Below are 23,931 nucleotides of genomic sequence, written 5' to 3'. Positions count from 1 at the left end.
CATCGTCGGGCAGGGCTGCTGCTGCCCGACAAACGGCGCCGCGCCCAGGGCGGAGCGGCCCGCGTCTCCGATCCGGCGACGGAAATGGCGGGGGTTTCCCGCGGACACCATCCTGATCTCGCCAACGCGGTTCGCGCACCTGCCGGGGGCTTGTAAGCACCTGGAGGACGAGTACATCAAGGCACCTCGGTGGGGCTGGATTCCGGAACCGCCGTCCGGGCTCTGGGACCGGTTGAGCGTTGCCCACCCGGTGACCGCGACAGAGGGCAACACTGCCCGGCAGGCTGTAGTGAGGTGCAGCGCCTGCCAGACGGCGGTGTCGTAGCGGCTGCGCCGTGTGGGCGGTCATGCCTGCGGCAGTGCCGCTCAGGGCCTGGTGGCGATGACCGCCTCGGTCCGGATCACCTCGTCGAACCGTCCGGACGGGGCGAAGTCGAGGAGGGCCACGCGCAGGTCCCGCTCGAAGGCGTCCTTCTTCTCGCCGAGCTGGGCGGGGCTGGAGTAGGAGAGGCTGAAGACCCAGCCGATGACCTCGTCCACGGTGCGGGTCAGGGTGTGGTCCCAGCGCGCGATGTCGACCCGGGAGAACGGGCTGCGGGCGAGGACGTCCTGGTGGCGTTCCTTGGGGTGGGAGTACGTGCCGGAGCCGGCGCGGCGCTCGGGGCCGAGGTAGCGGGTGCGGACCTCGTCGATGATCTGTCGCCAGGGGGCGGGTTCGAGGTCGCCGGGGGCGCCGCCGGAGGCGAGGACGATCGCTCCGCCAGGCTCGATGATCCGGTCGAGGTCCTGGGCGACTCGGGCGCGGTCCATCCAGTGGTACGCCGCGCCCATGATGGTGAGGAGCACAGGCCCGATGTCCATTGTCGGGAGGGTGGTGGAGCCGCCCTCGCGCCAGGTGATGTTGGTGATGCTCTGCTCGGCGGCCAGGCGGCGGCCCTCTTCGAGCATGCCCTTCTCGGGGTCGACGGCGATGACCTCGCCAACGAGCGGGGCGAGTTCGAGGGCGATGATGCCGGGGCCGGCGCCGAGGTCGAGGGCGCGCTGGGTGCCGTCCAGGCCGAAGCGCTCGGCGAGCAGGGTGTAGAACTCGGGCGCGTAGCGCGGTCGGAAGGCGGCGTAGTACGGCGCGGTGGACGCGAACAGCTCTTCGGGCGTGTACGAGGGGGTGGAGGAGGTCACGGGTCCAGTTTCTCGCGGGGGTGCGGTCAGGGTCGGGTGCTCGGTCAACGAGCCGGGGAGGCGCTCAGGTGCTCCCACCAGTCGGTGAGGGGGCGGGCGCCGGAGCCCTCGCGGGCGACGGAGCCATCAGGGTGGCGGTCGCGGGCGCCGAGGAGCTGCCGCTCGACGGCATCCAGGTGCGGCCGGTCGAGAAGGCCGGGGGCGGGATCGTCGACCGCGTTGAGCCACCGGTAGCCGTACTGCATCATCACGGCCAGCCGCTCGCGGCCGGAGCGGTTCAGACCGCCGGCGTGCCAGGTGCGGTTCTCGAAGAGGACCACGTCGTACGGGCCGATGTCCGGAGTGATCGCGCCGGGCGGGTCAATGTCGCCCTGGGGGACGGTGACGGATCCGGTGCGGGTGTGGCTGCCGGGCACGAACATCGTGAACCCCGCGTCCGGGCCCGGGTCGGTGAGGAAGTACGCCACCTTGATCGCCAGGCGGGGCGTGTGCTCGACACCGAGGTCGGCCACGGTGGAGGACATGTCGCGGTGCCAGCCGTGCCGAGACGGCACGCGGATGGTGCGTTGCTCGTCGGGCAGGGACGGCATGGCGATCAGGTTGCTCGACAGCAGGTGGATGTTGGGGCTGAGCAGGCCGACGAGCGTGGGCAGCACGGCCGCGTTGGCGACGAGCGGCAGGAAGGCGTCGTCCAGGGCGACGACACCGCGGAAGCCGTCCTTGCCGTCGACAGAGCGGTCCCGGCCCACGGTGCGATCGATGGCGAGGAGCCGTACGGCGGCCTCGGCGGCGCGGTCTCGGACCTCGGGGGTGAGGGCGCCGCGCAGGATGAGCAGGCCGTCGCGGTCGAAGTCGGCCAGCTGCTCTGGGGCGGGTGCGAGCGGGGTGGTCATCGCGGCTCCTTCAGCATCGAGAGCGCCTGAGCGGTGAGCGCGGCGGCGGACATGCCGCAGAGGTCCAGCAGGTCGGCGGACGGAAGGGGGCGGCCGGGGTCGCGGTAGCCGACCACCCGGACCCTGGTGGGTTCGCCGCGGGCGGCGAGCAGGGCCCGTACGGCCGGTGCTTGCGTGACGGTGGCCAGCAGTACGGGAACGCTGGCCGGGAACAGGCGGGCGAAGGTGCCGTCGGGCAGCGCGGCGGGCCAGGTGTCCGGTGTGCCGAGGACGGTGAGGTCGTTGATGTGCACGTACTGGATGCGCGCGTTCGGGCGGGCGGCGGCGATTTGGTCGGCCGCGGCGGCCAGTTCGCGCGCCGCGACGTCGCCGGCGGAGGCGAGGACAAGATCCGGGCCTCCGGGGCCGGGGGTGCTCAGGTGGGGCCAGATCGCGGCGCCGTTCGTCATCTCCTCGTGGAAGGTGTCCGGCGGGAACGTGAGCGAGTGGTGCTTGTCGGCGATCAGGAAGTTCGCCCGATCGCGCCCTGTGAGCATGACCGTGAGCGTCGCGGCCGCGCGGGTGGCGTCGGCCGGGGTGTAGACGTGCACGGTGGGGTTCTCGGTCTCCAGCATCGCGGAGACGAGCCCGGGATTCTGGTGGGTGTAGGTGTTGCGCCAGCCCAGCGAGGTGATCAGGTAATTGATGTTCGGCAGCCCGCCGACCCCGGTCACGGTCCGCGCGCTGCGGTGCTTGAGGTGCTGTACGAGCAGGCTGGTGTTGACCGCGGCGAACGCCTCGTACGTGGCCAGCAGCGCGTCGCGGCCGGTCTCGGTGTAGCCCTGGAGCCAGGCGTGGCAGATCTCCTCGTTGAGGATCTCGCTCGCCCATTCCGGCATCCCGCCACTGTTGACGGCAAGGCGCAGCCGGTTGGAGGCGGCCTCGTCTGGGCTGAACAGCCGGAAGGCGCCAGCGGCGGCGCGCTCGCGGATCACGGCGCTGACCAGCGGCCACGCCTGTTCTCCGCGGACAGTGAGCGGCGCGACCGGCGGGGCAGGGCGGGGCCGGGGCGCCGGGTGCGGCAGTGCCTGCCGTACGAGGTCGGACGGCTGCCCGCGGTCGGTGAACAGCTCGGCCGGCTCGTATGAGGCCAGCCAGGCGGCGAGGGCGGCGAACTCCTCCCGGTTGCGGGCGGGGTCCTTCAGCGGGGTCTTGTGGACGGCCGGGGTCCCGGCGATCTGGCGGCCCGCGACCTGCTCGGGGCCGGTCGCGCCCTTGGGCATGGTCAGGACGATGACCGGCTGTGGCCGGGCGGCACCGAGCGGCCGCAGCCTGGCGAACACCTCGGCCAGGACCTTCCGGAAGCCGGCCACGCCGGAGCCGTCGTGGAGGAACGGCTCGTACCCCAGGCCGGTGAAGTACGCGCGCAGTTCGCTCTCGTCGAGCCCGGACAGGATGGAGGGGCCGCCCATCCGCAAACCGTTGGCCAGCACGACGGGTAGTACGGCGCCGTGCAGCCCGGACCCGAGCAACGCGCGCCGGGCCGTCCAGGCGGCTGCGGCAGCGCCGGTCTCCAGCTCCCCGTCGCCGAGCAACGCGACCACCAGGCGGTGCGGAGCGTCCAGGACCATGCCCTGCGCGACGGCGAGCGCCGGCCCGAGCTGGCCGCCGGTGTAGCGCACGCCGGGGATGAGCGGGGTGATCTCCCCGCCGTAGGCGCGGGTGTGGGGGAAGCCCGCGGCGAGCGCACGCATGTCGTCGGCGGACCAGCCCGGTCCGTTGCTGGTCAGGGTAAGAGTCTTGGTCAGGTAGGCGTGGGCCAGCGCCGACGGCCCGGCGTGGCCGGCGCCGTGAACGACCAGGACATCACTGCCCGTAGGCCGCCATGCGGTGAGCGGCCCCAGGTGGGCGAGCATCCAGTTCACTGGCGGGCACACCCCCCAGTGTCCGCTCGGCGACTCCTTCACATCCTCCACCCGCAGCGGCCGGGCATGTGGCACGTTGTCGTTCAGGTACAGCTGCGCGGTGCACAGGTAGTTCAGCGCCCGCCACACGGCCGCCACGGCCGCGTCCGGCACGCGGGCCGCCGCGTGCGACGCGGCCTGGCTCCAGTCGGGGAAGTCGCCCGGGCCCGCCACGGCGGCGGGCCCGGGGAGCAGAGCGGTCTCCGTCACCGTGCCGCCCCCTTCCGCGCGGCGACCGCGTCCACGGCGGCGGTGACCCGCCCGGCCCGGATTTCCTCGGTGCCAGCCTCGGTGATCAGGTGGAGGATCTGCGCCTGCTCGTGGGCGGGCACCGCGCCCCAGTCCAGCCCGGCCCGTTCCAGGGCGGCGGCCAGGTCCTCGGGCACGCTGCGCGGAGTGCGGTCCCGCAGGCCCCACACCGTCAGCGGCACGCCGGTCACGCCGTCAGCGACGGCCGCGTACGGCACCGCGGCCTGCCCGCGCAGTGCGTAGGCCACGACGGTCCTGGAGCTGCCGGTGGGGAAGGTCACACGCAGCTGGGCGCCGCGCTGGCCGACCGGTCCGCGGCAGGGCAGCAGCAGGAAGTCCCGGCCGCCGATCCGCTCCGGCCGGGCCACCACACGCACGACGTCGGACGCGGCCGGCAGCGGTAGCAGGACCAGCGGATTCGGACCGGCTTGGTCACGCTCGGACAGCTGGGGCGGTCGGGTGACAGCGATGATGCCGCCCTGGCCGACCCCGGCGCGCCGCGCCGCCTTGTGCGTGAAAAGGGTGCGATCGACCGTCGCGAGCAGGCTGTCGGTGAACCTGTGCTTCCACCCGCGCTGCCGCTCGGCGGGCAGGTCGCCGGCGGTGACGAACATCAGGGCGAAGGAGACTGTTACCGGCAGCACGGCGCTGAGCCGGTCCCGCAGGACCCCGAGGGCCTGGTGGAACTGGGCGGCGTCGTCTACCACGGCGGCGAGGATCACCTCGTCGCCGCCGAAGGTCGCCGCGCAGCCGGAATCGAAGGGCTGCTCGCGGAACCACGCGCGGGTCGTGGCCCCCACCGTCGCCATGACCTCGTTGCCGGCCAGGTGACCGTAGGAGGTCGGGTTGGTGGAGTTCGTACGCTCCACGTGGTCCTTCAGCCCGTCGACGTCCCCGATCGCCAGCGCCACCAGCCGTCCCTCGTCCAGGGCGGCGACCAGGCAGCGCGGAATGTGGCTGTGGAAGTCAGGGAAAGCGACCAGGCCGGTGACCGCGTCCTCTCGGCTGCCCTCGCACCAGGTGCGCAGCGGCAGCTGACTGGGGTCAAACAGCGGCACGGACGAGGTCAGCGGGTCGGGGACAGGGGGTGTTGCCGGGCGGGATGTACGGGACGTACTGGACGGCTCCATCAGCCGGCCACCTCCGATGTGATCGTGCCGGCCGCCGCCCGGGCGGGCAGCAGTAGCGGGAGGGCGTTGAGGGAGTGCAGGCGCGGCGTGCTCGCGGCCGGCATCAGCGGCCCGTTCGTGTGGTGCCGGTCCACCCAGGCCGTATGCCAGCCGGCCGCCGCGGCCCCGCGTACGTCGGCGTTCATCGAGTCGCCGACGTGCAGCAGCTCTCCCGGCTGCAGCCCGGCGGCGTGCTCGACGACGGTGAACGCCTCCCGCTCGGGCTTGATCGCGCCGGTGTGCGCCGAGTAGAAGACTCCGTCCAGCAGCTCGCGGAACGCGGGAGGATCCTGTTCGGGCACTGAGGAACCGAGCGCGTTGGTCAGGGCGTACAAGGCGTAGCCCCTCGCCCGCAGCTCGGCGAGCATGTCCGGCACGTCCGGGTACAGCCGCGGGTTCTCGGCCCGGCGCCGGGCCCGTTCCAACACTTCGGCGAGCCGGTCGGCCAGTGCGGACTGCCCGAAGTCCGCCGCAAGTTCGTGCGCCAGGTCCTGTGGGGTAACCAGGCGCCGCTTGGCTCCCTTGCCCATCAGGACACGGGCCTCCTCCAAGGAGATGCCGAGTACTTCGGCGACCTGGCCGGTCGTGGCCACCGCCTCGGGCCGTACCAGCGTGCCGCCCAGGTCGAAGCAGACCGCCCGCACCTCAGGCCACATCACCCGGCCGGTCACGACCCGACCGCCCATACCGGAAGGGGCGAGGTAATGACTGGCGGCGGGGTGAGCCCGGCCCCGGGGGCGGACGGCAGCAGGCCCGCCTCCACGACGGCGGCCTCGGCGAACACTTGCTGCCGCAGCGGCTCCAGCGTCAGATGCCACTCCACCGCGGGGACCTTGTCCCGGCAGCACGCGCCGGCCAGCGCGAGCGCCGCCCACAGCCGGTCGCCGTGCGGGAACGTCGCCATTCCCAGATCGGCGGCGACCTCGATGGTGTGCAGGGAGCGGGCCAGCCCGCCCGACCACCCCGGGTCGGTCTGCCACACGTCCACCACCCCGCCGGCCAGCAGCCGCGTTTGCTCGTGCTCGTCGACCGCGTGCTCACCGGCGGCCATCGGCACCCGGACCCCCGCCGTCCGCACCTGGGCCCAGGCGAAGCCGCCCGGCTCCAGCAGTTCCTCGGCGAAGGCGACCTCCAGGTCGGCCAGCACGGGCAGCAGGGTGAGCGCCTCGTCCAGTCGGCACCGGCGCAGCCCGTCGACCATGAACCTGCCCTCGCCCGCCGCCTCCCGCAGCGCCCCCAGCACCCGGCCAACTACCCGCGGACCCTGGCGCAGCACCTCCTTGGTGAGCGGCCACTTCTGCCCCCAGAAGCCCTGGTCGGCGATCCACGCCGCCGCCTTCACCGCCTCCGGGTGAGCCGGGTCCAGGCCGAGCGCGGACGCGTACGCCGGCACCCGGGCCCGCACCGTGCCGCCCAGCAGCTCCGGCACCGACCGGTCCGAGGCCCGCGACGCCAGATCCCAGCACGCCAACTCAACCGCTGAGGCCGCCTGCCGGGCGTGCGCCCCATGCTGGTGCCGCCCCGCCCGCTGCCGGTAGACGAGCTTGCGCGGCGCCGCCGCATCGTGCCCGACCAGCCCGTCGGCGAGGGTGTCCACGACGAGCCGCGCCACGCTCTCTCCCACGGGCGCGTGCCAGCCCGATACCCCGTCACCCACTACCTCGATCGCGAACCGGGCCCGGTGCTCGGGCCACGACGGCCCCGCCGGGGCCACCGCCACGGCCGCGATCGCATCCGGTAGGTCCTCTGGCAGACCGGCCGGCTGCCCGGCCACCGGCCACACCCGCACCGCCCGCACCACCGTCACGGCGCCGCCGTCCTGCCCGGCCATCAGACTCGCGCCCCGGTCAGCTGCTCCCCGGCGAACGTGTACGCCCACGGCGAGCGGTAGTTCTGCCACCACTGAGGCCGCAGCCCCGTCTCCGCGAACAGCTCCTCGACCGCTCGGCGCATCGTCAGGTTCCACTCGATCGTGTCCGACCCAGGCGTGCGGTAGACGTCCATGTACGGGTTATGGGCCTGGTACGTCTGGAACCGCGGGAACGTCGTGGTCACCGACACCAGCCGCTTCAGGTTCTCCACGGCCTCCTCGATCGGGTCCAGGCCCACGATGTAGGTGAAGTCCGTGGTGATGCCCCGCTCCTTCGCAGCCCCGAGCGTCTCGACCATCTGGTCCACCGTCAGCGCGGCCTTGGACTGCTTGAGGATGTTCGCCCGGTTGGTGAAGCACTCCACCGTCAGTGTCAGGTGGAACGGGCCGAGCTCGGCGGCCCGGTCCAGGCCCTCCTCACTGGTGAGGACCGACGACAGGAAGTGCAGGGTCCCCTCGCAGCCGGTGCTGCGCATCGCGGCGCGCACGCCCTCCAAGTGCTCCAGGGCCAGGTGCTCGTAGAGGAAGCAGCCGGTGCACACCGTGACGGTCTCGACCCCCGACAGATCCGCCATGCCGGAGTTCGCCGCGAGGGTGGCGAAGTAGCCGGGCAGGTCGAGTTCGCGGATCGCCGGGTCCGAGGCGCCCTCCAGCGTGTTCGGGCAGAAGGTGCACCCGGTGCACTGGGAGCGCTGGTTCGAGTTGAGGGTGAGCATCTTGGTGCCGTTGCGCCAGTAGCCCAGGACGGCGTCGTCGTCCTCGATGCCGGCGACCGTGCCGACCCGCTCGCCGTGCAGGCGCAGCTCGTGCTCGTCGATCTCGAAGGGCGAGTCCTCGCGGCCCAGGGAGAGGATCAGGTACGACGGGTCGGCCGGCCGCGAGTCCAGTTCCAGCCGAAACCGCATCCGCGGCTTGTCCAGCGGCGAGCGCGCCCCGCAGCTGTTCAGCGCGAGAAGCAGGACGTCCTCGCGGTTGATCTTCCACTCACGGGCCACCTCTTCCAGGTGGCTGACGGATTCGAGCATCGGCTTCCCTCTCTGATGTCTGGTGTCTTGTGCTGCGGGCCCACCCGCAGTGACGGGCGTCATGCCACGACCTCCGGCGTCACCGCATGCCGCAGCTGACCGCGGAGGAAGATCTGCAGGAGGAGGCGGCGCTCGTCCTCGGGTACGTCCTCCTGGCCGCCGCCGAGGGCCTCGCGGCCGTGGCAGCACAGGTGCTGGTTGGCGATGAGCAGGTCGCCTCGCCCGAGCAGGAACCGGCGCTGCCCGACAATCAGTTCGCGCTCCAGCGCCCGAGCCGCCTTGACGTACGGGTCGACGGGATCGGCGTCCGCGAGCATCGTGGTCGTGAACCGGACGAAGCCCTCCGACGGCGGCAGGCCGTCGAGGATCGGGAAAGGCTGCCACTCCTCCCCCACGCCCGCGAGCTCGAAGAACGACCCGTCGACGTACCGCGGGTGGGCCAGCAGCTCGGCGTCGGCGTAGCCGAGCCGGTCCACGGCGCGGCGGATCTGCGAGACCAGGCTGTGGCCCTGGCCTCGGGGGTCGGGGTGGACGCACAGCTGGGCGATGTAGTCCGGCGGGAGCGTGGAGTTCACGACGTCGATATGCATCGGGTCGACGGCGAGGTTGGTGCTCAGCGGCTGCCACAGCGGCCCGCGGTCGAAGGCCCGCAGCGGCGTCGCGATCAAGGAGAGCAGCGCGGTCACTGCCCGCAGGCCCGCCTCCTCGGAGTCGGCCGCGTCGAGCAGCCCGGCCAGCTCGACGACCGCAAAGCCCTCGCCCGCGGGGGCGCCGAGCAGCTGGTGGCAGGTCGTGGTGAACTCGGCGAGGCGGGGCATGCCGGCCAGCACTCCGTGGTATCGCGCGGCAGTCTCGGGCGAGAGCATGCCGTCGTTGCCGAGCCGCCACTCGGGGAGGCCGGCGGCCTGCCGGGCGAGGTCGGCGACAAGCTCCTTCGGCAGGGTCACCCGGTACTCGGGCACGGAACGGGAAGTCATGAAGCACTCCTCGTGGGAATCAGCGGATGGGATACGGATACGGGAGGTCGGCGCGGGCGACGGTGACCCAGATGATCAGCAGGACCGGTATGAGAAGGACCGCGAACTGGAACCAGCCGAAGCCGTAGCGCCGAAGCAGCCGGACGGGGTGGCGGAGGGCCCAGCGCGACCGGGCGAACCGACGCCGGGGGATCGTGGCTCTGGGCGCCGAGGTCATCGGGGCCTGCGCTTCGATCCCGCCGCGGGCTGAGGGCCGGCCACCGTTTCTTCGGGAGCCGTCGTGCTTTCGGGTGAGGAACCGTCCGAGCGGTGCCGTCGCAGATCGGCGAGGGAGCCGGGCGTCGAGACGAACGCGCCGGTCCTCTCCAGCCAGCCCATGAACGAGTCGTGTTCCTCCGGGTAGAACCAGAGCGTCACCATCGACGGTGCGACGATCCCGTCGGCCTGTCCGTCCTCGATCGTGGCGAGTGCCTTCGGCCACTCGGGGCGGTCCGCCCGGCTGGAAAGCACGGCGGCCCGGTCGACGTAGGTCGCCGCCACGGTCCAGCCGCGCGTCTTCACGTACCGGAGCACGTGCCGTAGCGCCCGCTGGGGCTGTGCCTTCGGGGCGGCGGCTCCAGGGGAGAGACACGCGTACACGACGACCGGGGCGCCGGGCGGGACTCGCCACGGCGGGGCCTTGACCGCCTGGCTCATGCCGCCCGGCCCCGGTTCGTCGGAGAGGGCTCCCGCATGACCGGGAAAACGCACCACGCGACCGTGCCGTCGTCGGTGAAACCCCAGCTGCCGCCGAGCTCCGTCACGAGCGCGTCCACCAGCCACAGGCCGCGCCCCTGCTCCGCCTCGGCCCCGGCCCGCCTGGGTCTCGGTACCTCGGACGGCGAACCGTCGTCGACCTCCAGGCGGACCTCGTCGCCCACGCGCCGCATGCGCAGGCCCACGGAATCGCTCGTCCCGTGGACGATCGCGTTGCCGACGAGCTCCGAGATCACCACCTCGGCGGAGTCGACCCGCACCTCGTGCACCCGGCACGCGTTGCGCAGCCAGGCCGTCCCGATCCGCCGCGCCTGAGAGACCCGCGAGGCGTCGCGGACGAAGGAAACGTCTACGGGTGACGGCCCGATACGCCCGCCAGTCGCGACGACGGCGCGGAAGCCCGCGGTTCTCGAGGGATCGGGAGCAGGAACGGGAACGGTCGGGATCGGAATCGAGGACACCATGGCCCAGTCCTTCCGGAGGCAGGTGAGGAGGCCCGACGGCGCTGATGTGCGCTCTCTCGTGACTCAACAACCGTGCCGCGTGAAAGAGTTGCTTCGCAACGAAAGCTCTGTAGAAATTTCTCCGCGAACGAAACTGGCACATGACACCGCAAACACATGGCCTGTTGCGGCGCGCACATCGCATGTCAGACTGCGCGCATCGCGGATTCGACGAACGCATGCGATGGAGAGGCGAGCACATGGCTGCCAAGCCCAGGCCGACGGTGCGACGTATCGAACTCGGCTACGAACTCCGCCAGTTGCGTGAGCGGGCCGGGATGACACTGGAGGACGTAGCGGGAAGCGGCACCGTCAACGGGCTGTACGTGACCAAGCTGCACCGTGTCGAGAAGGGCCTCCAGGACCTTCGCAGCGCCGGAGACCTGCGCGCGCTGCTGGAGCTGTACGGGGTGACCGACGACCGCGATGTGGACCAGCTGCTGGGCATCCAGCGGGACGGCGCGAGCCAGGACTGGTGGACTCCGTTCCGGTCCACCATGCCCTCGGGTATGCCCCGCTTCGTCGGCATCGAGACCGCGGCACGCGAGACCTGGGCCTTCCACCCGGCCCTCGTCCTCGGACTGCTGCAGACGGAGGCGTACGCACGCGCCCTGTACGAGCTCGCGAAGCCGATCGAGGAGACCACGAGCGAGTTCATCGACAAGAACGTCCAGGTCCGCATCAGGCGCAAGGACTCCCTCACCAGGGACGAGGAGCCGCTGCGGCTGCGGGCTGTGCTGTACGAGCCGGCCCTGCGCTACGCCGTCGGGGGCCCGGACGTGATGCGGGAGCAGTACGACGAGATCGCCCGGCTGGCCTCCCTCCCCAACGTGAGCGTTCAGGTACTCCCCCAGACCCTGAAGGGGTACCTGTCCGTGCACGACTTCACCGTCCTGCACCTGGACGACGGCATGCCGACCTCGGTGCAGGTGGACAACGCGTGGAGCGCCACGTCGGTCTCCGACAAGCCACGCGAGGTCGGACGGTTCACCCGGAAGTTCAACGCCCTCACGGCATCGGCGCTGCCGCCGGAGGACACGCCCGCGTTCCTGCAAGAACTCACGCGAGAGATCATCAAATGACCCAGACCCGTACCCCTATGGCACCCGAACTCACCGACGCCGGCGCGCACTGGTTCAAGTCGTCGTACTCGGACGGCGCCGGCAACAACTGCGTCGAGGTCGCCGACCTTACCGCCACGGCCTACGCCGGGATCGCGATCCGCGACAGCAAGGACCCGCAGGGGGCGGCGCTGCTCATCGCGCCGAGCTCGTTCGCGGCGATCGTCGAGGGCGTGCGCAGTGGACGACTCGGCTCGTGAGACGGCGCATACCATTTACGTAGGACCAGGTCTGAGCAGCTCATGACGCACGTGGCTCTCCTCCCATCCGGAGAGCCACGTGCGTCGTTCCCTCGTACTCCGCACACGGCGGCCGATACCGACCCCCGGTGTCGGGCACCGGGACGTCAGGCCGCGTCGCGAGCCACGACTTCGAAACCGAGGTCGCCCAACAGCTTGGCGGCGTGGTTCTTGCCGCCGGAGAACTCGTCACTCCCCAAAGGCTCGAGGCCGGGGAGGTAGCCGTGCGCCGCCCCCACGATGGCCTTGGAGTCGTACTCCTTGCCATCGATCAAGAGCACGTAGCTGCGAGCGGGGCCGAATCGGTACTTCTCCAGGAACGCATCCCGGCCCCGCTGGTCGTACTCCTCGACAGCCTGCAGAACCGCGGATCGGGTGATGTCATTCAGCGCCATGTCGCGAAATCTAGACGAAGCCTCTGACAGTCGCCAGACACCGCCGCCCGGCGCCCTCAGCGGGGATGTCGCGGGTCGTGCGTCTGGTGATCACGGCGAGCTCGGCCTCGTAGTGCAGGGCGCACGCAGGTGCGCCCAGGCTTGGTCGGCTACGAGACCCCTCAGGCGGGGCATCCCTTCCGTTCTCCCGCAGACCCGGCCAGATGACACTACGATTCGAGGGGTTGCGAGCACTGTGATCCGATCTGGAGAAGTTCGATGGTCCTTCCGCTAGTTCCGCTTGTCTTGATCGGCGTCGGGGTTGTCAGCGGCGCGAGCGGTGCGGCCCTCGGGCTTAAGGGCGGCTATGACATCAAGCAGGCCAACGGCCGTATCCGGAAGGCTGGAGAGCGCTACGACGAGGAACGTCGCAAGCTTGAGGCGCACGAGCTGGTCACGAACGAGAAGCTGAAGGCACTCGGCACCCGCCAGGAGCAGGCTATTCACCTGGTCGTTGAGCGTATGGCTGACTTCCTGCGACGCCACGAGAAGCAGGTGTCCGAGAGCGAGAAGCTCTTGGTGGATGGACTTGACTCGACGACTGGACAGGTCAAGCTCGATCGGAGTCTTGGGCAGGACACCGTCTCCTGGATGCGCGGGATCGTAGGGGCGGCGGTGACGGGGGTCGGGATCAACACCGGGATCACCACCGCGGTCACCACGCTCGCCACCGCGAGTACCGGTACCGCCATCTCGACTCTGTCCGGAGCGGCCATGACGAACGCGACTCTGGCCGCACTCGGTGGTGGCAGCCTTGCGTCGGGTGGCGGCGGAATGGCAGTCGGAGCCGCTGCCCTCAACTTCGTCACGGTAGGGCCCGCGATCCTCGTGAGCGGCCTCGTGGTCGCCGGGCAGGGTGAGAAGGCGAAGACCAAAGCTCGCGAGAACGAGGCCGAGGTCAATGTCGCGATCGCCAAGATGCAGGCGAAAAAGGTGAAGTTCGACGCGATCATCGCACGGGCTGAGGAACTGGAGACGGTGCTTGACCAGCTTGTCGTGCGAGCGACATCCGCCCTCGACCTGCTCGAGTCCAAGCCGTTCGACCCCGCGAACCACGCCGCTCCGTTCCGGCAGGCGCTGACGCTGACAATGGCAGTTCGCGACGTTGCGTCGACCCAAGTCGTCGACGAATCCGGAGAACTGAACCAGGAGACGGCCGGCTTCAAGATGAGGTACCGAACCCTGATCAAGGAGACTGCGGATGTCTGACACGGTACACATCGGCAAGGTCCTGCGATCGAAGTCCTCACCGATTCCCACCGCTGATGCGTTCGCCGCCCTCAACGAGATTGTGGCGGCTGCCCGCGAGTACGGCAGGATTCGGCAGCAGGAGCAGACGAAGCGCGCTGCCATCGCAGCGGCGGAGCATGTCCAGGTCGATCGCATCCACGCGGCCGAGAAGAGCCTGAAGCTCTACTTCGAGCGGGTCTTCGCGGAGCGCGCGCACACCAGTGATGAGATGTTCGTCCGCCTTGACCAGGCGATGGACTCAGGGGACCCGCAGATGGTTCACGCCGTTGTCCGGGGCATCGTCGATCTCGCCCAGTCTTCGCCGCTCGCCGGCCTTGACGATTTTGGCAAGTTCTGGGCCGAACTCGGTACAGACGACAGCCCGGTTGAACTCTGACGCCTTGGGAGAGGCATCTCGCTGCGGCAGGTTGCCTGAGAGGGATCCGAGTAGGAGTTCCACCCTGATGACGAGCACCGGTCCGTCCGCAGTCGACCCGGCGCCCAGGCCGAAGCGCCGCACGTTCAGCCCCGAGTGCAAGCTGCAGATCGTCGCCGAGTACGAGGGCGAGAAGGGTGCGATCCTGCGCCGTGAGCGATGCCGCTGCCACTCCCACGTCACCGAGTGGCGGGCCTGTCAACGGCCCTGAAGCTCGGTACTGATCCAGCCACCGTGGAGCGATGACGAGGTCGTCGTGGCCGCCGAGGCTGTGATCTTCTCGGCCAGGAGCTCGACCGGACAGGCGGCCTGCCCCGGGGTGCGTGTAGGCCCGCATTCGGAATGTCCTGTTCCGGCGCGGCGACCTGGGCTCTTCCGGATTTCTCATTCGAGGGACACGGCACTTCTGTCTCACGATCTTGTCCCGTGGCGCTCGGTCGGGGCCGCCTGTCCTCACGTTGCTGATCCCGTGTGGATCGGCCCAGTCGTCTTACAGTAGCTCGGACACGAGGGAGCAAGTAACCCGCTGGTACTGGTCAGGGTCGTAGCGCTCCGCACCTACGATCGACCTCACCCGGAAGGTGAGGAGAAGACGAATGAGCCCGATCGCGCGGAGCCCGTTTGGTCCTGCGGCTCAGCAGCACTGCAACATCAAGGCCCATGCCGAGCTGCTGTTGCTCGACGAGAATGCCAGGAAGCTGTCCAAGACGCTCGTGGAGGAATACAAGAAGGAGTCCGCGAAGTATCAGCAACTTGCGGAGGTGGAAAGGGACGCGCGCCGCGAGGCCGAGGCACGGGTAAGGTCCTACGCTAAATTGATCAGCCAGCATGGTGATCTCGAGTCGAAACTCGAATCAATGATCCCTGACCTGGTGCAGGAAGTGCAGAAGCTTCCCAAGGAACCCGCGGTAGCTGAGCTGGAAGCCCGGTTCGAGGCGGCGGAGAGGGAGCGGGGCAGCCTCGCCGAGTTGCTTCGAGCTGCCGAGGAGGAGCGAGACGCAGCCCTGCGCGCCCGTGACGCTGCGATCGCACGCCTGCAACCCCGGCAAGACGACGGGATTGTCGTGGGAGACGCGGAAGCTCTCCAGGTGAGGCTCGATGCCCCTACGCTTCGCGGCGTCCTCGAACAAGCGAAGCTGTATTGCTCGCTACTCGTCATCACCGCTGACCCCGACGAAGCCGAACGGCTTGAGCACCATCAAAAGGCATCGCTCTGGAGAGAGCGCCTTGCAGGCACCCTCGCAATGATCCAGACGTACGCCGAGAACAAGAACCTGACCAGGGCGCACGGCCGCGGAGCGGGCCCTGACCTCGCCAACCTGAAGGCGTACTGCGGCAGCAGTTCATCCGCCTTGCTCTCGCCGGCCAAGGTGATTCTGAGTGAGGGGAAGTTCGCCAGCAGCAGCCCTCGCGGCAAGGCTGACAGGACGCTCCCGGTCCCCAAGGACATCGACCCGTCGGGATACGCGGTGATGCTGCAACACATCCGCATCGGCGACGGAGCTCCTCCGGCACCGCGCCTGCACTACTTCGATGATACGGATCAAAGCGGACTGATCATCGTGGGATTCTTTGGTGAACACCTGCACAACGCCAGCACCAACTGACGGCGAAGACCAGGGGAATAGGCCTTGGGCGCCCTCTGCTCCCAGCCGTGCGGTAGCAATCAGGGCTCGTTGACCGGGGACTTCGCCTTCGGCTGGCGGGCAACACTCCTGTGTGTCTTGTCAAGGTGCCCGTACACCGTGGCGCACGGTACGCCGAACCTACACCGCCCGATGATGATGCTCCTATTGATCGTCAAGCCTTGCGGCTTGGATGCGCCGTATTGTGGCCGGGTGCGGTACTTGGTGGAGTCGTTCAGTCTTGGGGCCTTGCGGCGGGGCCGTTCGGTCGAGCAGTTCCTTGGGCCGTGCGGCTCGGTAGAGCGTCCTGGTGTGCGCTATGTCGAGGTTCGTGCGACGAAGGGGCCGTTTGAGGTCTATCTCCACATGGTCGAGGACGTCGGCAGCGAGAGCTTCTTGGACCTGGGCACGTTCCCGCCGTTCGACGAGGCCAGCGAGTTCGGGCTGCTCTTGGGCGTGGCTGAGGACCCGCTGGCCGCGCTGCAGGTTGCCGAGCAGCGCGCTGGAGCCGAGCGGGGTCGTTGGGTCAACGAGGGCGTCGTCCAGGACGAGTACGGCGACTTCGTTCGTGCCGGTCGGCCGGCGGGCATCTCCGCCGATGGCCGGCGGTGGCCGAACATGCCGGACGCGGTGTGACCTCGCGTGTGATCAAGCGGCGTTGAGCCAGTCCCGGTAGGCGCTGGCGAGCTCGTCGTCGCGGCGAAGGCCGCGTTCGAGGTTGGAGATGGCGGTCGGCCAGAGTCCGAAGTGGCGGGCGACAGCGGTGAGCGTGATGTTCTTGGACTGCCGTAGAGGCCGCAGGTCCGCGATGGCAGGGACGGTGACCGTGGTGGTCAGGCAGCGGAAATCTCCCGGACGATGGCCCGCTTCAGGAGCCGGATGATCTCCTTCTTCGTCCGGCCGGCGGCAGTCTGACGAGCGACGTACTCGCGGGTGCGGGAGTCGCCGGCCATACGGACCAGGGCGATGCGGTAGAGGGCCGCGTTGGCACCCCGGTCACCGCCGCGCGAGAGGCGGTGCCGGTTGGTTCTGCCGCTGGAGGCGGGAACCGGTGCGGCTCCGCACAGAGCGGCGAAGGAAGCCTCCGTCCGCATCCGCTCGGGATTGCCGCCCGCCGTGACCAGCAGCTGGGCGGCAGTGTCGGGGCCGACCTCGTAGGCAGCCCGCAGGCCGGGGTTATGAGCGGTGACCTCACGGTCCAGGGCCCGGGTCAGCTCTTCGTGCTCGGTGGTCAGTTCCTTGACGCGCCGGGCGAGGCTCTTCAGCGAGGTGAGGACGGCGACGTGGACCGCGTCCCCGGCCGGCCGCAGGAGGGCCAGGGCATCGGTGCGGTCCTTCCCTGTGAGGTGTCTGAACTTGGCACGGATGGTCTCAGGTGCGGTGAAGAGAATGTGGGTGATCTGGTTCAGGGCGGCGGTGCGTGCCTTGGCGGCGGAGCGGGCGCGGGATCCATGACTCCAGCCGCTCGGAGTTCGTCGCCCTTCTCCTTCAGTAGGATGCCGCGGGTGGCCGGGTCGAGGCTCTGCCACCAGGCGGGGATGTCCTTGCGGTCCTTGGGCATGTTGGCGGCCTTGCCGGCCTCCTCCAGGGACGGGTAGGGGCTGTCCTGGGGGTTCCGGTTGAAGCCGTTGAAGGTGCCGTCCATGGGGTCGGAGTCGAGGACGACGGCATCGAGGGCCACGCGGATGCCGTCGTCGGCGTCGGTGACCGCCTTGACCGCTTGGACGAGCTTTTCGGCCCACTCGTTCGCCTGGGTACGGGCGGTCTGCTGGAAGTCGGGGTCGTGAGCGAACACCGTACGTTCGGCCTGCGTGAGCCCCAGGTTTTCCGCGTACGAGCTCATCTGCAGAGCCCCGTACAAGCTGCAGTGCAGAGGTCGGCATCACTCGTTCGGGGGCGTCCGATAGCCAGCCGCTCGTCCGCCCGGACGACGGGGACTGCGTCGAGGATGGCGTCCCGTTCGCTCGCGACGAGCTCCGCCGGCGCAAGGACTCCGGGAGTCTCGATGATCTCGACGACGAGCGTTGCGGTCTGCCGCATCGGTACATTCCCGCCGAGCTCTCGCATGCCGCGCGCTGAGGCCAGAGGAACCTGATTACCCCAGGTCGGAGGTGTCCTCCGCGCCTCCGCGCCAGGGACTTTTCAGGGACTTTCAGTGCTGTCCGAGGGACTTCCGAGGGACTTTCCGCCGCCTAACGCGGCGAGCCCCCGAAAGACCGGAAAGGGCCTCCGACGCAGGTCAGAGGCCCTTTCCGAGGCAAAGCCCCAGGTGGGGGCAGACGAGTCGGGCTGTACGCCGGGTTCTGTCGCCCGACCAAGGACAAGGGAACCAGCCAATCTTGGCCGATCAGGTCGCGCGATTCACCGCTTGAGCTTCCAGCCATGCCTCTACCTCCGGCCAGCGGTAGCGCAAATAGCGGCCGACCTTGTGGGCTCGCGGCCCCTGGTGTCGGTGATTCCATATGTAGACCGTATTCAGAGGTATGCCCAGGAAGTCGGCCAGCTCCTCCGCGCTCATCAAGGGACAACGGTCCCCCGCGCCACTAGCGGCTTCTTCCGCACGGGCAGTGGTTCGACGCATGGGCACTCCAGAACGGTTCGAAGCGGGCAGGAAAGAACCACGTGAGCGGCATTCCGCCGTGGTGGCGCACGGAACGTTTGCACTAAATTCCGGCCGGACCAAACGGAGGGCCTTTCGACGAAATGCCTACGACTCTTGCGAACTCTCGAAGGACACAGGCGAATCTTCGCTGAGGGTTCGGCGAGCCCTCGTCGAACCCTCAGCGAGCGTTCGTCTAGGTGAAATCTTCCCTACCACTCTGCACCCTTTGTCGCGAAGACCCCAAGAATGCATTTGACATCTTCAGCTCACCTGGATCAACATCCAATTCACTCAGGGCGCGATGAACGGGCACACAGTTTCGCCGTCGACGATGACCCTGATTCAAGAGAGTCTACAAATAGACTCAAAGGCCCGTCGAGAACCAGGAGTTGAGTCGATGCCGTACGACCGCTGGCACAAGTCGCGCCCGAAAGACGGGGAGTCAACCTGCAAGGAACACGGCAAAGTTCCGACGCGGGATCACGGAACGGGGAAGCGGTGGCAGGCCCGATGGCGCAACCGGGAAGATGTCCAGCAGACGGAGCTGTTCCGCACCGAGGTCGAAGCCCGCAGGCATGAGATCAAGATGCGGTCCGGAGTGGACGACGGTTCATATATCAACCCTCGCGCCGGAGAGGTCAGGGTCGGTGAACTCGCCCTTACGTGGCTCAAGGGGCACGAACACAAGAATCCACGGACTTACCGACGCCACAAGGAGCGGATTCTCCTGCATGTCGTTCCTACCGCAGTTGGGAAGATGCGCGTAAAGGACGTGAACGCCTCATCTTTGCTGGACTGGTTGCACGACCGTCGCAGGCTACTCGAAAGTTCCACACTGCGCCTGGTCTTCGACAATCTTCGGGCTGTCTTTGACCTGGCCGTGGACGACAGCCTGATACACAAAAATCCGTGCCTCGCCAAATCGGTGCAGGACGCCAAGCCGAAGCGAGGAGGTGGCGGCCGGGCCAATTTGACCCTCGCCTGGGAGGACACCGAGAGGATCCGTGCCGAATTGCCAGACCGTTACAAAGCACTCGTCGACTGCGGTCGCGGCCTGGGTCTTCGGCAAGGAGAAATATTCGGCCTGTCACCAGAAGATATCGACTGGGCACATCCGGACGGCGCCATGGTGCACGTGCAACGGCAAGTAGTCCACGACGGCTCGTTCCTCGTATACGACCTCCCCAAGGGCGGAGACGACGAGGACCCGAAGGACCGGTGGGTCGAGCTGACCGACGACGTGGCCATCCCCCTGCGCGAGCATATGGAGAAGTACCCGCCGGTCAAGGTGACCCGACCGTGGGGCAGCAAAGGCGGCGACCCGGTCACGGTGCGGCTGATCTTCTACACCCGGGAGAAGACCGCCATTCAGTCGAATTGGTTCAACTCCTACCGCTGGAAGCCCGCCCTGGCGTCGGCCGGCCTCATCAAGCCCCTGGAGCCCGACGCGAAGGGACGACGCTGGGAGAAGTCCCGCGACGTGATGATGCACGCGCTCCGACACCTGTACGCGTCGATGATGATCAACGGCGGGGTAGACGTGTACACGCTCGCGGACCGACTCGGACACGCCGATCCCGCGTTTACCCTGCGTAAATACGTGCACCGGGTCGTGGGAGCCGGTTCCAAGGTCCGCATCGCGGTCCGGAGCGCCTACACCAGGGCCGCGTGACTCCTGCACCGTTCGGCTTGTGCAACAACCGTGCAAGATGATCTTCGGGAGGGAGCGTTTGCACAGGTCAGAAGCTTTGTCTATGAGTTCCGCGACATCTAGTGCTGTGGCCGCCTGAGCCCCCGCCACTCTTCACGGAGAGTGGCGGGGGCTTGGCGTTTTACCCGGACCCGCCCTGGCCGGGGCTCCGAGATCTGTGGTTGGTACAAATGACCTTGAGGACACAGGAGGGATCGCCCATGCCGCTGTACCCGTCCGGCTTCCGGTAGTGCACCCCAGGAAGGCCCTGGGGTGCCGCTGGAGGCTCCCGATGTCCCGCACCGCCCATCACACCCCCGACAAGCACACCCCGTACGGCAAGCGGCGCCGCCAGGAGCGCGACACGCTCCCCCGGCATGAGACCGGGTACACCGGTCCCTGGCGTCGAGCCGACGTCCGCAGCCTGCGGTACTCCGCCACTGAGCTTCGCGCTGCCCAGAAGCAAGGCAGGCGCCCGCAACCGCAGGAAGTCCGGCGCGCCTTCGACATCTGGCAGTACTGCTGCGCCTTCGCGGGATCCCTTTCCGAGGCCGCCGGCCTCGAGGAGCGCGCCGCCCGTGCACGGGCCCGTGCGGCCTGCCGCGCCGCGCTCCACGACGCCGAGACCGTCATCGAGCCCTACCGCACCCGCCACCAGGCCCACTGGCACGCTTGGTAGCCGACACGACGAGTACCGAGACGGCAGCGGGGGCCGCTGCCGTCTCGGCGTGAGCCACCGTGCCACCGTGCCACCGTCGGAATTCGGCCTGATGGCCTGGGGATCCTCGTCAGGAGCGGGCGGGGACCGGCAGAATCGGGCCGTCGGTACGGAACTGGGGGGACGGCCATGGCGGTTGGAACGAACGAGGTTCACGGTGCGGGAGTTCCCGCGTTGGCGGGGGCGCCGCTGCTGGGATCGCTCTTCGACTTGAAGTCCGACTCCCTCGGAACCTATCTGCGTGCCCAGCACCGGCACGGGGACGTCGTGAAGATCACCGTCGGACCGCCCGGGCTGCGGGCCGAGCTGTACTGCGTCTTCTCCGCGGAGGGGGCCCAGCAGGTGCTCGCCTCGGAGTCGGCCAACTTCCGCAAGGACAACAACTTCTACCAGGAGATCCGCGACGCCTTCGGCAACGGCCTGCTGACCAGCCAGGACGAGGACTACCTGCGCCAGCGCCGGCTGGTCCAGCCGCTGTTCACCCGGCGCCGGGTGGACGGCTACGCGGGAGCCGTCGCCGCCGAGACCGAGGCGGTCCTCGCCACCTGGCAGGAGGCGCCCGACGGCATCGTCGACGTCTCCGGCCAGATGATGCACCTGGCCCTGCGCGCGGTCGCCCGGATCCTCTTCGGCACCGACGTGGAGGCCACCGTCGACGTCGTGGACCGGTGTTTTCCGGTCATCACCGAGTACGTGCTGCGCCGCGGCTACTCCCCCGCCAAGATCCCGCGCAGCTGGCCGACACCGTCCAACAAGCGGGCAGCCGCCGCGCTCGACGAGCTCTACGCGGTCTGCGACAAGATAATCGGCGAGCGGCGCACCGACCCCGCGGACGGCCCCGGCGAGGACCTGCTCACGCTGCTCGCCGCCGCCAAGAGTTCCGACGACGGGGAGTTCGACGCCTCCGAACTCCGCGACCAGGTGCTGATCTTCCTGCTCGCCGGGCACGAGACGACCGCCACCTCCCTCTCCTTCGCCCTGCACCTGCTGGCCCGCCACCCCGAGGTGCAGGAACGGGCGCGCGAGGAGATCGGCCGGGTGCTGGGCGACCGGACGCCCGGGGCCGCCGACCTCGACCGGCTCCCGTACCTCACCCAGGTCCTCAAGGAGGCGATGCGGCTCTACCCGGCCGCCCCGGTCATCGGCCGCAACGCCGTCGCCGCCACCGAGGTCGGCGGGTACGCCGTCCCCGCGGGCGCGAACGTGATCCTGGCGCCGTGGGTGACGCACCGCCATCCCCGCTACTGGCCGGACCCCGACCGCTTCGACCCCGACCGCTTCACCCCGGAGGCGGAGGCCGGCCGGCCGCGCTACGCCTGGTTCCCGTTCGGCGGCGGCCCGCGCGCCTGCATCGGGCAGCACTTCTCGATGCTGGAGTCGGTGATCGCGCTGGCGATGATCCTGCGCGCCTACGAGTTCGAGGCCGTGGACACCGACATTCCGGTCAGCGCCGGAATCACCCTGCGGACGGACGGTCCGGCACGCTGCCGGGTCCGTCGCCCGGGCGGCCGGGGCCCGTCGGCCTAGGGTCCGTCGGCCTGGCGTCCGGGGGCCGTCGGCCTAAGGTCCGTCGGCCTGGCGTCCGTCGGGCCTGGGGTCTGCGGGCGTACGGTCCGCGGGCGGCGGGTCCGTGAGCGCACGGTCCGCGGGCGGCCGGTCCGTGAGCGCACGGTCCGCGGGCGGCGGGTCTACGGGCGTACGGTCCGCCGGCCGGGTGCCCTCCGCCTTCGCCGGCGTGTGGTTTCCCTGGAGCCGTGCGAGGTCCGAGGGCCGGACCTGGATGACGATCAGCGCGATCAGCGCACCCACCAGGGTGAACACGGCCGCCACGACGAAGGCCGCGCTGATGCCCGAGGTCAGCACCTGGTCGCTCCACGGCTTCGGGAACTGTCCGGTGCGCTGGAAGAAGGCCTTCTGTACGGGCGTGGCCGCGCGCAGGAAGTCCGGTGCCTGGTCCTTGGCCGCGTTGCGGCTGGCGGTGCCGAAGACGGTCACCAGGATCGACAGGCCGAGCGAACCGCCGACCTGCTGCATGGTGTTGAGCAGACCGGACGCCGCTCCCGACTCCCGGTCGCGGACGTTGGACAGGGCCATCAGTGTGAGCGAGACGAACTGCAGGCCCATGCCGAGGCCGAAGAGGAGCATCGGGCCGAGGATGCTCCCCACGTACGTCGAGTGGACGTCGGTCTGCGTCAGCCAGGCCAGGCCTGCCGCCGAGGACAGGGCACCGGTCACCATGAAGGGTTTCGGTCCGAACTTGGGCAGCAGTTGCGAGGCGGTGCCGGCGCCCACGGCGACCACCACGCTCACCGGCAGGAAGGCCAGGCCGGCCTGCAGTGGGCTGAAGCCCAGCACGATCTGCACGAAGAGCGTCAGGAAGAAGAACATGCCGAAGATCGCGCAGGCGAGCATGAGCATGATCCCGTAGGTACCGGCCCGGTTGCGGTCGGCGAACATGTGCAGTGGGGTGATCGGCTGCGGCGAGCGCCGCTCGTTGAGGATGAACAGAGTCAGCAGGACCACGGCGGCGCCGAAGGCGGCGAGCGTGTAGGGGTCGGTCCAGCCCTCCTGGGCGGCGCGGATGAATCCGTAGACGAGCGAGACCATGCCGGCGGTGGACAGCAGCGCGCCCGCGAGGTCGAAGTGTCCGGGATGGCGTTCGGACTCGCGGATGACCCTCGCGGCCATGACGGCGATGACGACGGCGATCGGGACGTTGACGAAGAGCACCCAGCGCCAGCTGAGCCATTCGACGAGGATGCCTCCGGCGAGCAGCCCGATCGCGCCGCCGCCGGCCGAGACGGCGGCGAACACGCCGAACGCCCGGTTACGGGCCGGGCCTTCGCGGAAGGTGGTGGTGATCAGTGCGAGGGCGGTCGGCGAGGCGACGGCGCCGCCGACGCCCTGGAGGGCTCGGGCCGCCATCAACTGGCCCTCGTTCTGGGCGAGTCCGCCGAGCAGGGAGGCGAGCCCGAAGAGCAGGATCCCGAAGATGAAGACGCGCTTGCGGCCGAGGATGTCGCCCGTGCGGCCACCGAGGAGCAGCAGGCCGCCGAAGGCGAGGGTGTAGGCGTTCACGACCCAGGAGAGACTCTCGGTGGAGAAGCCGAGGGCGGTCTGGATGTGCGGCAGCGCGATGTTCACGATGGTGATGTCGAGGACCACCATGAGCTGGCAGGAGGCGATGACGAACAGGGCGAGCCCGTTCCCGCTCCCTCGGACCTTGCCGTCGGTCCCGGTGCTGGTCGGCGATGCATTCGGGTCCACCCTGT

Annotated in this window: 27 protein-coding genes; 10 read left to right on the top strand and 17 right to left on the bottom strand. The window is 69.3% G+C overall.

The window, feature by feature from the left end; genetic code table 11:
• Positions 1 to 366 precede the first annotated feature (366 nt).
• Genes ACFCZ1_RS06230 through ACFCZ1_RS06180 form a run of 11 tightly spaced genes read right to left on the bottom strand, consistent with a single transcriptional unit; the run spans position 367 to position 10,525 of the window.
• On the bottom strand, positions 367 to 1,179 hold the full coding sequence (locus ACFCZ1_RS06230; protein WP_376677197.1) for a class I SAM-dependent methyltransferase: 813 nt from the start codon (positions 1,177 to 1,179) through the stop codon (positions 367 to 369).
• A 44-nt stretch (positions 1,180 to 1,223) separates the two neighbouring features.
• On the bottom strand, positions 1,224 to 2,072 hold the full coding sequence (locus ACFCZ1_RS06225) for a phytanoyl-CoA dioxygenase family protein (protein ID WP_376677196.1): 849 nt from the start codon (positions 2,070 to 2,072) through the stop codon (positions 1,224 to 1,226).
• On the bottom strand, positions 2,069 to 4,225 hold the full coding sequence (locus tag ACFCZ1_RS06220) for a phosphoketolase (protein WP_376677195.1): 2,157 nt from the start codon (positions 4,223 to 4,225) through the stop codon (positions 2,069 to 2,071). The genes ACFCZ1_RS06225 and ACFCZ1_RS06220 overlap by 4 nt, the downstream gene beginning before the upstream one ends.
• Positions 4,222 to 5,394: a hypothetical protein gene (locus ACFCZ1_RS06215; protein ID WP_376677194.1), complete on the bottom strand. Its 1,173-nt coding sequence runs from the start codon at positions 5,392 to 5,394 to the stop codon at positions 4,222 to 4,224. Before ACFCZ1_RS06215 ends, ACFCZ1_RS06220 begins: the two co-directional genes overlap by 4 nt.
• Positions 5,394 to 6,119 carry an HAD family hydrolase gene (locus ACFCZ1_RS06210; protein ID WP_376677193.1) on the bottom strand — a complete coding sequence of 242 codons (726 nt, stop codon included), beginning with the start codon at positions 6,117 to 6,119 and terminating at the stop codon, positions 5,394 to 5,396. The genes ACFCZ1_RS06215 and ACFCZ1_RS06210 overlap by 1 nt, the downstream gene beginning before the upstream one ends.
• Positions 6,101 to 7,264, bottom strand: coding sequence for an enolase C-terminal domain-like protein (locus tag ACFCZ1_RS06205; RefSeq protein WP_376677192.1), 1,164 nt, complete (start codon positions 7,262 to 7,264; stop codon positions 6,101 to 6,103). The genes ACFCZ1_RS06210 and ACFCZ1_RS06205 overlap by 19 nt, the downstream gene beginning before the upstream one ends.
• Positions 7,264 to 8,328 carry a radical SAM protein gene (locus tag ACFCZ1_RS06200; RefSeq protein ID WP_376677191.1) on the bottom strand — a complete coding sequence of 355 codons (1,065 nt, stop codon included), beginning with the start codon at positions 8,326 to 8,328 and terminating at the stop codon, positions 7,264 to 7,266. The genes ACFCZ1_RS06205 and ACFCZ1_RS06200 overlap by 1 nt, the downstream gene beginning before the upstream one ends.
• Positions 8,329 to 8,387: 59 nt before the next feature.
• A complete protein-coding gene (locus ACFCZ1_RS06195; RefSeq protein ID WP_376677190.1) occupies positions 8,388 to 9,305 on the bottom strand; it encodes a hypothetical protein in 918 nt (305 codons plus the stop codon).
• A 19-nt stretch (positions 9,306 to 9,324) separates the two neighbouring features.
• Positions 9,325 to 9,522, bottom strand: coding sequence for a hypothetical protein (locus tag ACFCZ1_RS06190; protein WP_376677189.1), 198 nt, complete (start codon positions 9,520 to 9,522; stop codon positions 9,325 to 9,327).
• Entirely contained in the window at positions 9,519 to 10,001 is a 483-nt protein-coding gene (locus ACFCZ1_RS06185; RefSeq protein ID WP_376677188.1) for a hypothetical protein, read from the bottom strand. The genes ACFCZ1_RS06190 and ACFCZ1_RS06185 overlap by 4 nt, the downstream gene beginning before the upstream one ends.
• Positions 9,998 to 10,525, bottom strand: a complete 528-nt coding sequence (locus ACFCZ1_RS06180) for an ATP-binding protein (RefSeq protein ID WP_376677187.1) — start codon at positions 10,523 to 10,525, stop codon at positions 9,998 to 10,000. The genes ACFCZ1_RS06185 and ACFCZ1_RS06180 overlap by 4 nt, the downstream gene beginning before the upstream one ends.
• A 239-nt stretch (positions 10,526 to 10,764) precedes the next feature.
• Here ACFCZ1_RS06180 and ACFCZ1_RS06175 point away from each other — a divergent pair, with 239 nt between their 5' ends.
• Positions 10,765 to 11,646, top strand: a complete 882-nt coding sequence (locus ACFCZ1_RS06175) for a helix-turn-helix domain-containing protein (protein ID WP_376677186.1) — start codon at positions 10,765 to 10,767, stop codon at positions 11,644 to 11,646.
• A complete protein-coding gene (locus ACFCZ1_RS06170; RefSeq protein ID WP_376677185.1) occupies positions 11,643 to 11,885 on the top strand; it encodes a DUF397 domain-containing protein in 243 nt (80 codons plus the stop codon). The genes ACFCZ1_RS06175 and ACFCZ1_RS06170 overlap by 4 nt, the downstream gene beginning before the upstream one ends.
• 146 nt (positions 11,886 to 12,031) lie before the next feature.
• Here the strand turns inward: ACFCZ1_RS06170 and ACFCZ1_RS06165 are convergent, their stop codons facing one another.
• Entirely contained in the window at positions 12,032 to 12,319 is a 288-nt protein-coding gene (locus ACFCZ1_RS06165) for a hypothetical protein (protein WP_376677184.1), read from the bottom strand.
• Positions 12,320 to 12,604: 285 nt separating this feature from the next.
• Between ACFCZ1_RS06165 and ACFCZ1_RS06160 the strand changes: the two genes are divergently transcribed.
• From ACFCZ1_RS06160 to ACFCZ1_RS06140, 5 genes are all read left to right on the top strand, one after another.
• Positions 12,605 to 13,567 (top strand): hypothetical protein, encoded by a 963-nt coding sequence (locus tag ACFCZ1_RS06160; RefSeq protein ID WP_376677183.1) that lies wholly within the window; start codon positions 12,605 to 12,607, stop codon positions 13,565 to 13,567.
• Positions 13,560 to 13,985, top strand: a complete 426-nt coding sequence (locus tag ACFCZ1_RS06155) for a hypothetical protein (RefSeq protein WP_376677182.1) — start codon at positions 13,560 to 13,562, stop codon at positions 13,983 to 13,985. The genes ACFCZ1_RS06160 and ACFCZ1_RS06155 overlap by 8 nt, the downstream gene beginning before the upstream one ends.
• 67 nt (positions 13,986 to 14,052) lie before the next feature.
• Entirely contained in the window at positions 14,053 to 14,235 is a 183-nt protein-coding gene (locus ACFCZ1_RS06150; protein ID WP_376677181.1) for a hypothetical protein, read from the top strand.
• A gap of 385 nt (positions 14,236 to 14,620) precedes the next feature.
• On the top strand, positions 14,621 to 15,631 hold the full coding sequence (locus ACFCZ1_RS06145) for a hypothetical protein (protein WP_376677180.1): 1,011 nt from the start codon (positions 14,621 to 14,623) through the stop codon (positions 15,629 to 15,631).
• 330 nt (positions 15,632 to 15,961) lie between these two features.
• Positions 15,962 to 16,285, top strand: coding sequence for a hypothetical protein (locus tag ACFCZ1_RS06140; protein ID WP_376677179.1), 324 nt, complete (start codon positions 15,962 to 15,964; stop codon positions 16,283 to 16,285).
• 197 nt (positions 16,286 to 16,482) lie between these two features.
• On the opposite strand, the gene ACFCZ1_RS06135 is transcribed toward ACFCZ1_RS06140, so the two are convergent.
• The 4 genes from ACFCZ1_RS06135 to ACFCZ1_RS06120 all read right to left on the bottom strand — a co-directional run bounded on the left by ACFCZ1_RS06135 (position 16,483) and on the right by ACFCZ1_RS06120 (position 18,167).
• A complete protein-coding gene (locus tag ACFCZ1_RS06135) occupies positions 16,483 to 16,818 on the bottom strand; it encodes a transposase (RefSeq protein ID WP_376677396.1) in 336 nt (111 codons plus the stop codon).
• A 236-nt stretch (positions 16,819 to 17,054) separates the two neighbouring features.
• The gene (locus tag ACFCZ1_RS06130; RefSeq protein WP_376677178.1) at positions 17,055 to 17,492 is read right to left on the bottom strand and encodes a hypothetical protein; all 438 of its coding nucleotides are present in this window, start codon (positions 17,490 to 17,492) and stop codon (positions 17,055 to 17,057) included.
• Complete coding sequence (locus tag ACFCZ1_RS06125; protein WP_376677177.1) at positions 17,489 to 17,689, bottom strand: hypothetical protein; 201 nt, start codon at positions 17,687 to 17,689, stop codon at positions 17,489 to 17,491. Before ACFCZ1_RS06125 ends, ACFCZ1_RS06130 begins: the two co-directional genes overlap by 4 nt.
• A gap of 307 nt (positions 17,690 to 17,996) precedes the next feature.
• Complete coding sequence (locus ACFCZ1_RS06120; RefSeq protein ID WP_376677176.1) at positions 17,997 to 18,167, bottom strand: helix-turn-helix transcriptional regulator; 171 nt, start codon at positions 18,165 to 18,167, stop codon at positions 17,997 to 17,999.
• 481 nt (positions 18,168 to 18,648) lie between these two features.
• Here ACFCZ1_RS06120 and ACFCZ1_RS06115 point away from each other — a divergent pair, with 481 nt between their 5' ends.
• The 3 genes from ACFCZ1_RS06115 to ACFCZ1_RS06105 all read left to right on the top strand — a co-directional run bounded on the left by ACFCZ1_RS06115 (position 18,649) and on the right by ACFCZ1_RS06105 (position 22,186).
• Positions 18,649 to 19,923, top strand: a complete 1,275-nt coding sequence (locus ACFCZ1_RS06115) for a tyrosine-type recombinase/integrase (RefSeq protein WP_376677175.1) — start codon at positions 18,649 to 18,651, stop codon at positions 19,921 to 19,923.
• 310 nt (positions 19,924 to 20,233) lie between these two features.
• Positions 20,234 to 20,620, top strand: coding sequence for a hypothetical protein (locus ACFCZ1_RS06110; protein WP_376677174.1), 387 nt, complete (start codon positions 20,234 to 20,236; stop codon positions 20,618 to 20,620).
• A gap of 168 nt (positions 20,621 to 20,788) precedes the next feature.
• The gene (locus tag ACFCZ1_RS06105) at positions 20,789 to 22,186 is read left to right on the top strand and encodes a cytochrome P450 (protein WP_376677173.1); all 1,398 of its coding nucleotides are present in this window, start codon (positions 20,789 to 20,791) and stop codon (positions 22,184 to 22,186) included.
• Positions 22,187 to 22,219: 33 nt separating this feature from the next.
• On the opposite strand, the gene ACFCZ1_RS06100 is transcribed toward ACFCZ1_RS06105, so the two are convergent.
• Positions 22,220 to 23,827 carry a DHA2 family efflux MFS transporter permease subunit gene (locus ACFCZ1_RS06100; protein ID WP_376677395.1) on the bottom strand — a complete coding sequence of 536 codons (1,608 nt, stop codon included), beginning with the start codon at positions 23,825 to 23,827 and terminating at the stop codon, positions 22,220 to 22,222.
• Positions 23,828 to 23,931 lie beyond the last annotated feature (104 nt).

This window comes from Streptomyces sp. NPDC056224 (assembly GCF_042267665.1).
Taxonomy (GTDB): domain Bacteria; phylum Actinomycetota; class Actinomycetes; order Streptomycetales; family Streptomycetaceae; genus Streptomyces.
Note: the sequence above shows the minus strand (reverse complement) of the source record. Positions and strands in the feature narration are given on the sequence as shown.

What these genes read in the sequence shown, in the direction of transcription:
- ACFCZ1_RS06225 (WP_376677196.1), bottom strand. Translation starts at nt 2,072, where the DNA reads ATGACCACCCCGCTCGCACCCGCCCCAGAGCAGCTGGCCGACTTCGAC.
- ACFCZ1_RS06215 (WP_376677194.1), bottom strand. Translation starts at nt 5,394, where the DNA reads ATGGAGCCGTCCAGTACGTCCCGTACATCCCGCCCGGCAACACCCCCT.
- ACFCZ1_RS06210 (WP_376677193.1), bottom strand. Translation starts at nt 6,119, where the DNA reads ATGGGCGGTCGGGTCGTGACCGGCCGGGTGATGTGGCCTGAGGTGCGG.
- ACFCZ1_RS06205 (WP_376677192.1), bottom strand. Translation starts at nt 7,264, where the DNA reads ATGGCCGGGCAGGACGGCGGCGCCGTGACGGTGGTGCGGGCGGTGCGG.
- ACFCZ1_RS06200 (WP_376677191.1), bottom strand. Translation starts at nt 8,328, where the DNA reads ATGCTCGAATCCGTCAGCCACCTGGAAGAGGTGGCCCGTGAGTGGAAG.
- ACFCZ1_RS06195 (WP_376677190.1), bottom strand. Translation starts at nt 9,305, where the DNA reads ATGACTTCCCGTTCCGTGCCCGAGTACCGGGTGACCCTGCCGAAGGAG.
- ACFCZ1_RS06190 (WP_376677189.1), bottom strand. Translation starts at nt 9,522, where the DNA reads ATGACCTCGGCGCCCAGAGCCACGATCCCCCGGCGTCGGTTCGCCCGG.
- ACFCZ1_RS06185 (WP_376677188.1), bottom strand. Translation starts at nt 10,001, where the DNA reads ATGAGCCAGGCGGTCAAGGCCCCGCCGTGGCGAGTCCCGCCCGGCGCC.
- ACFCZ1_RS06180 (WP_376677187.1), bottom strand. Translation starts at nt 10,525, where the DNA reads ATGGTGTCCTCGATTCCGATCCCGACCGTTCCCGTTCCTGCTCCCGAT.
- ACFCZ1_RS06175 (WP_376677186.1), top strand. Translation starts at nt 10,765, where the DNA reads ATGGCTGCCAAGCCCAGGCCGACGGTGCGACGTATCGAACTCGGCTAC.
- ACFCZ1_RS06170 (WP_376677185.1), top strand. Translation starts at nt 11,643, where the DNA reads ATGACCCAGACCCGTACCCCTATGGCACCCGAACTCACCGACGCCGGC.
- ACFCZ1_RS06165 (WP_376677184.1), bottom strand. Translation starts at nt 12,319, where the DNA reads ATGGCGCTGAATGACATCACCCGATCCGCGGTTCTGCAGGCTGTCGAG.
- ACFCZ1_RS06155 (WP_376677182.1), top strand. Translation starts at nt 13,560, where the DNA reads ATGTCTGACACGGTACACATCGGCAAGGTCCTGCGATCGAAGTCCTCA.
- ACFCZ1_RS06150 (WP_376677181.1), top strand. Translation starts at nt 14,053, where the DNA reads ATGACGAGCACCGGTCCGTCCGCAGTCGACCCGGCGCCCAGGCCGAAG.
- ACFCZ1_RS06145 (WP_376677180.1), top strand. Translation starts at nt 14,621, where the DNA reads ATGAGCCCGATCGCGCGGAGCCCGTTTGGTCCTGCGGCTCAGCAGCAC.
- ACFCZ1_RS06130 (WP_376677178.1), bottom strand. Translation starts at nt 17,492, where the DNA reads ATGAGCTCGTACGCGGAAAACCTGGGGCTCACGCAGGCCGAACGTACG.
- ACFCZ1_RS06125 (WP_376677177.1), bottom strand. Translation starts at nt 17,689, where the DNA reads ATGCGGCAGACCGCAACGCTCGTCGTCGAGATCATCGAGACTCCCGGA.
- ACFCZ1_RS06120 (WP_376677176.1), bottom strand. Translation starts at nt 18,167, where the DNA reads ATGAGCGCGGAGGAGCTGGCCGACTTCCTGGGCATACCTCTGAATACG.
- ACFCZ1_RS06115 (WP_376677175.1), top strand. Translation starts at nt 18,649, where the DNA reads ATGCCGTACGACCGCTGGCACAAGTCGCGCCCGAAAGACGGGGAGTCA.
- ACFCZ1_RS06110 (WP_376677174.1), top strand. Translation starts at nt 20,234, where the DNA reads ATGTCCCGCACCGCCCATCACACCCCCGACAAGCACACCCCGTACGGC.
- ACFCZ1_RS06105 (WP_376677173.1), top strand. Translation starts at nt 20,789, where the DNA reads ATGGCGGTTGGAACGAACGAGGTTCACGGTGCGGGAGTTCCCGCGTTG.
- ACFCZ1_RS06100 (WP_376677395.1), bottom strand. Translation starts at nt 23,827, where the DNA reads ATGGTGGTCCTCGACATCACCATCGTGAACATCGCGCTGCCGCACATC.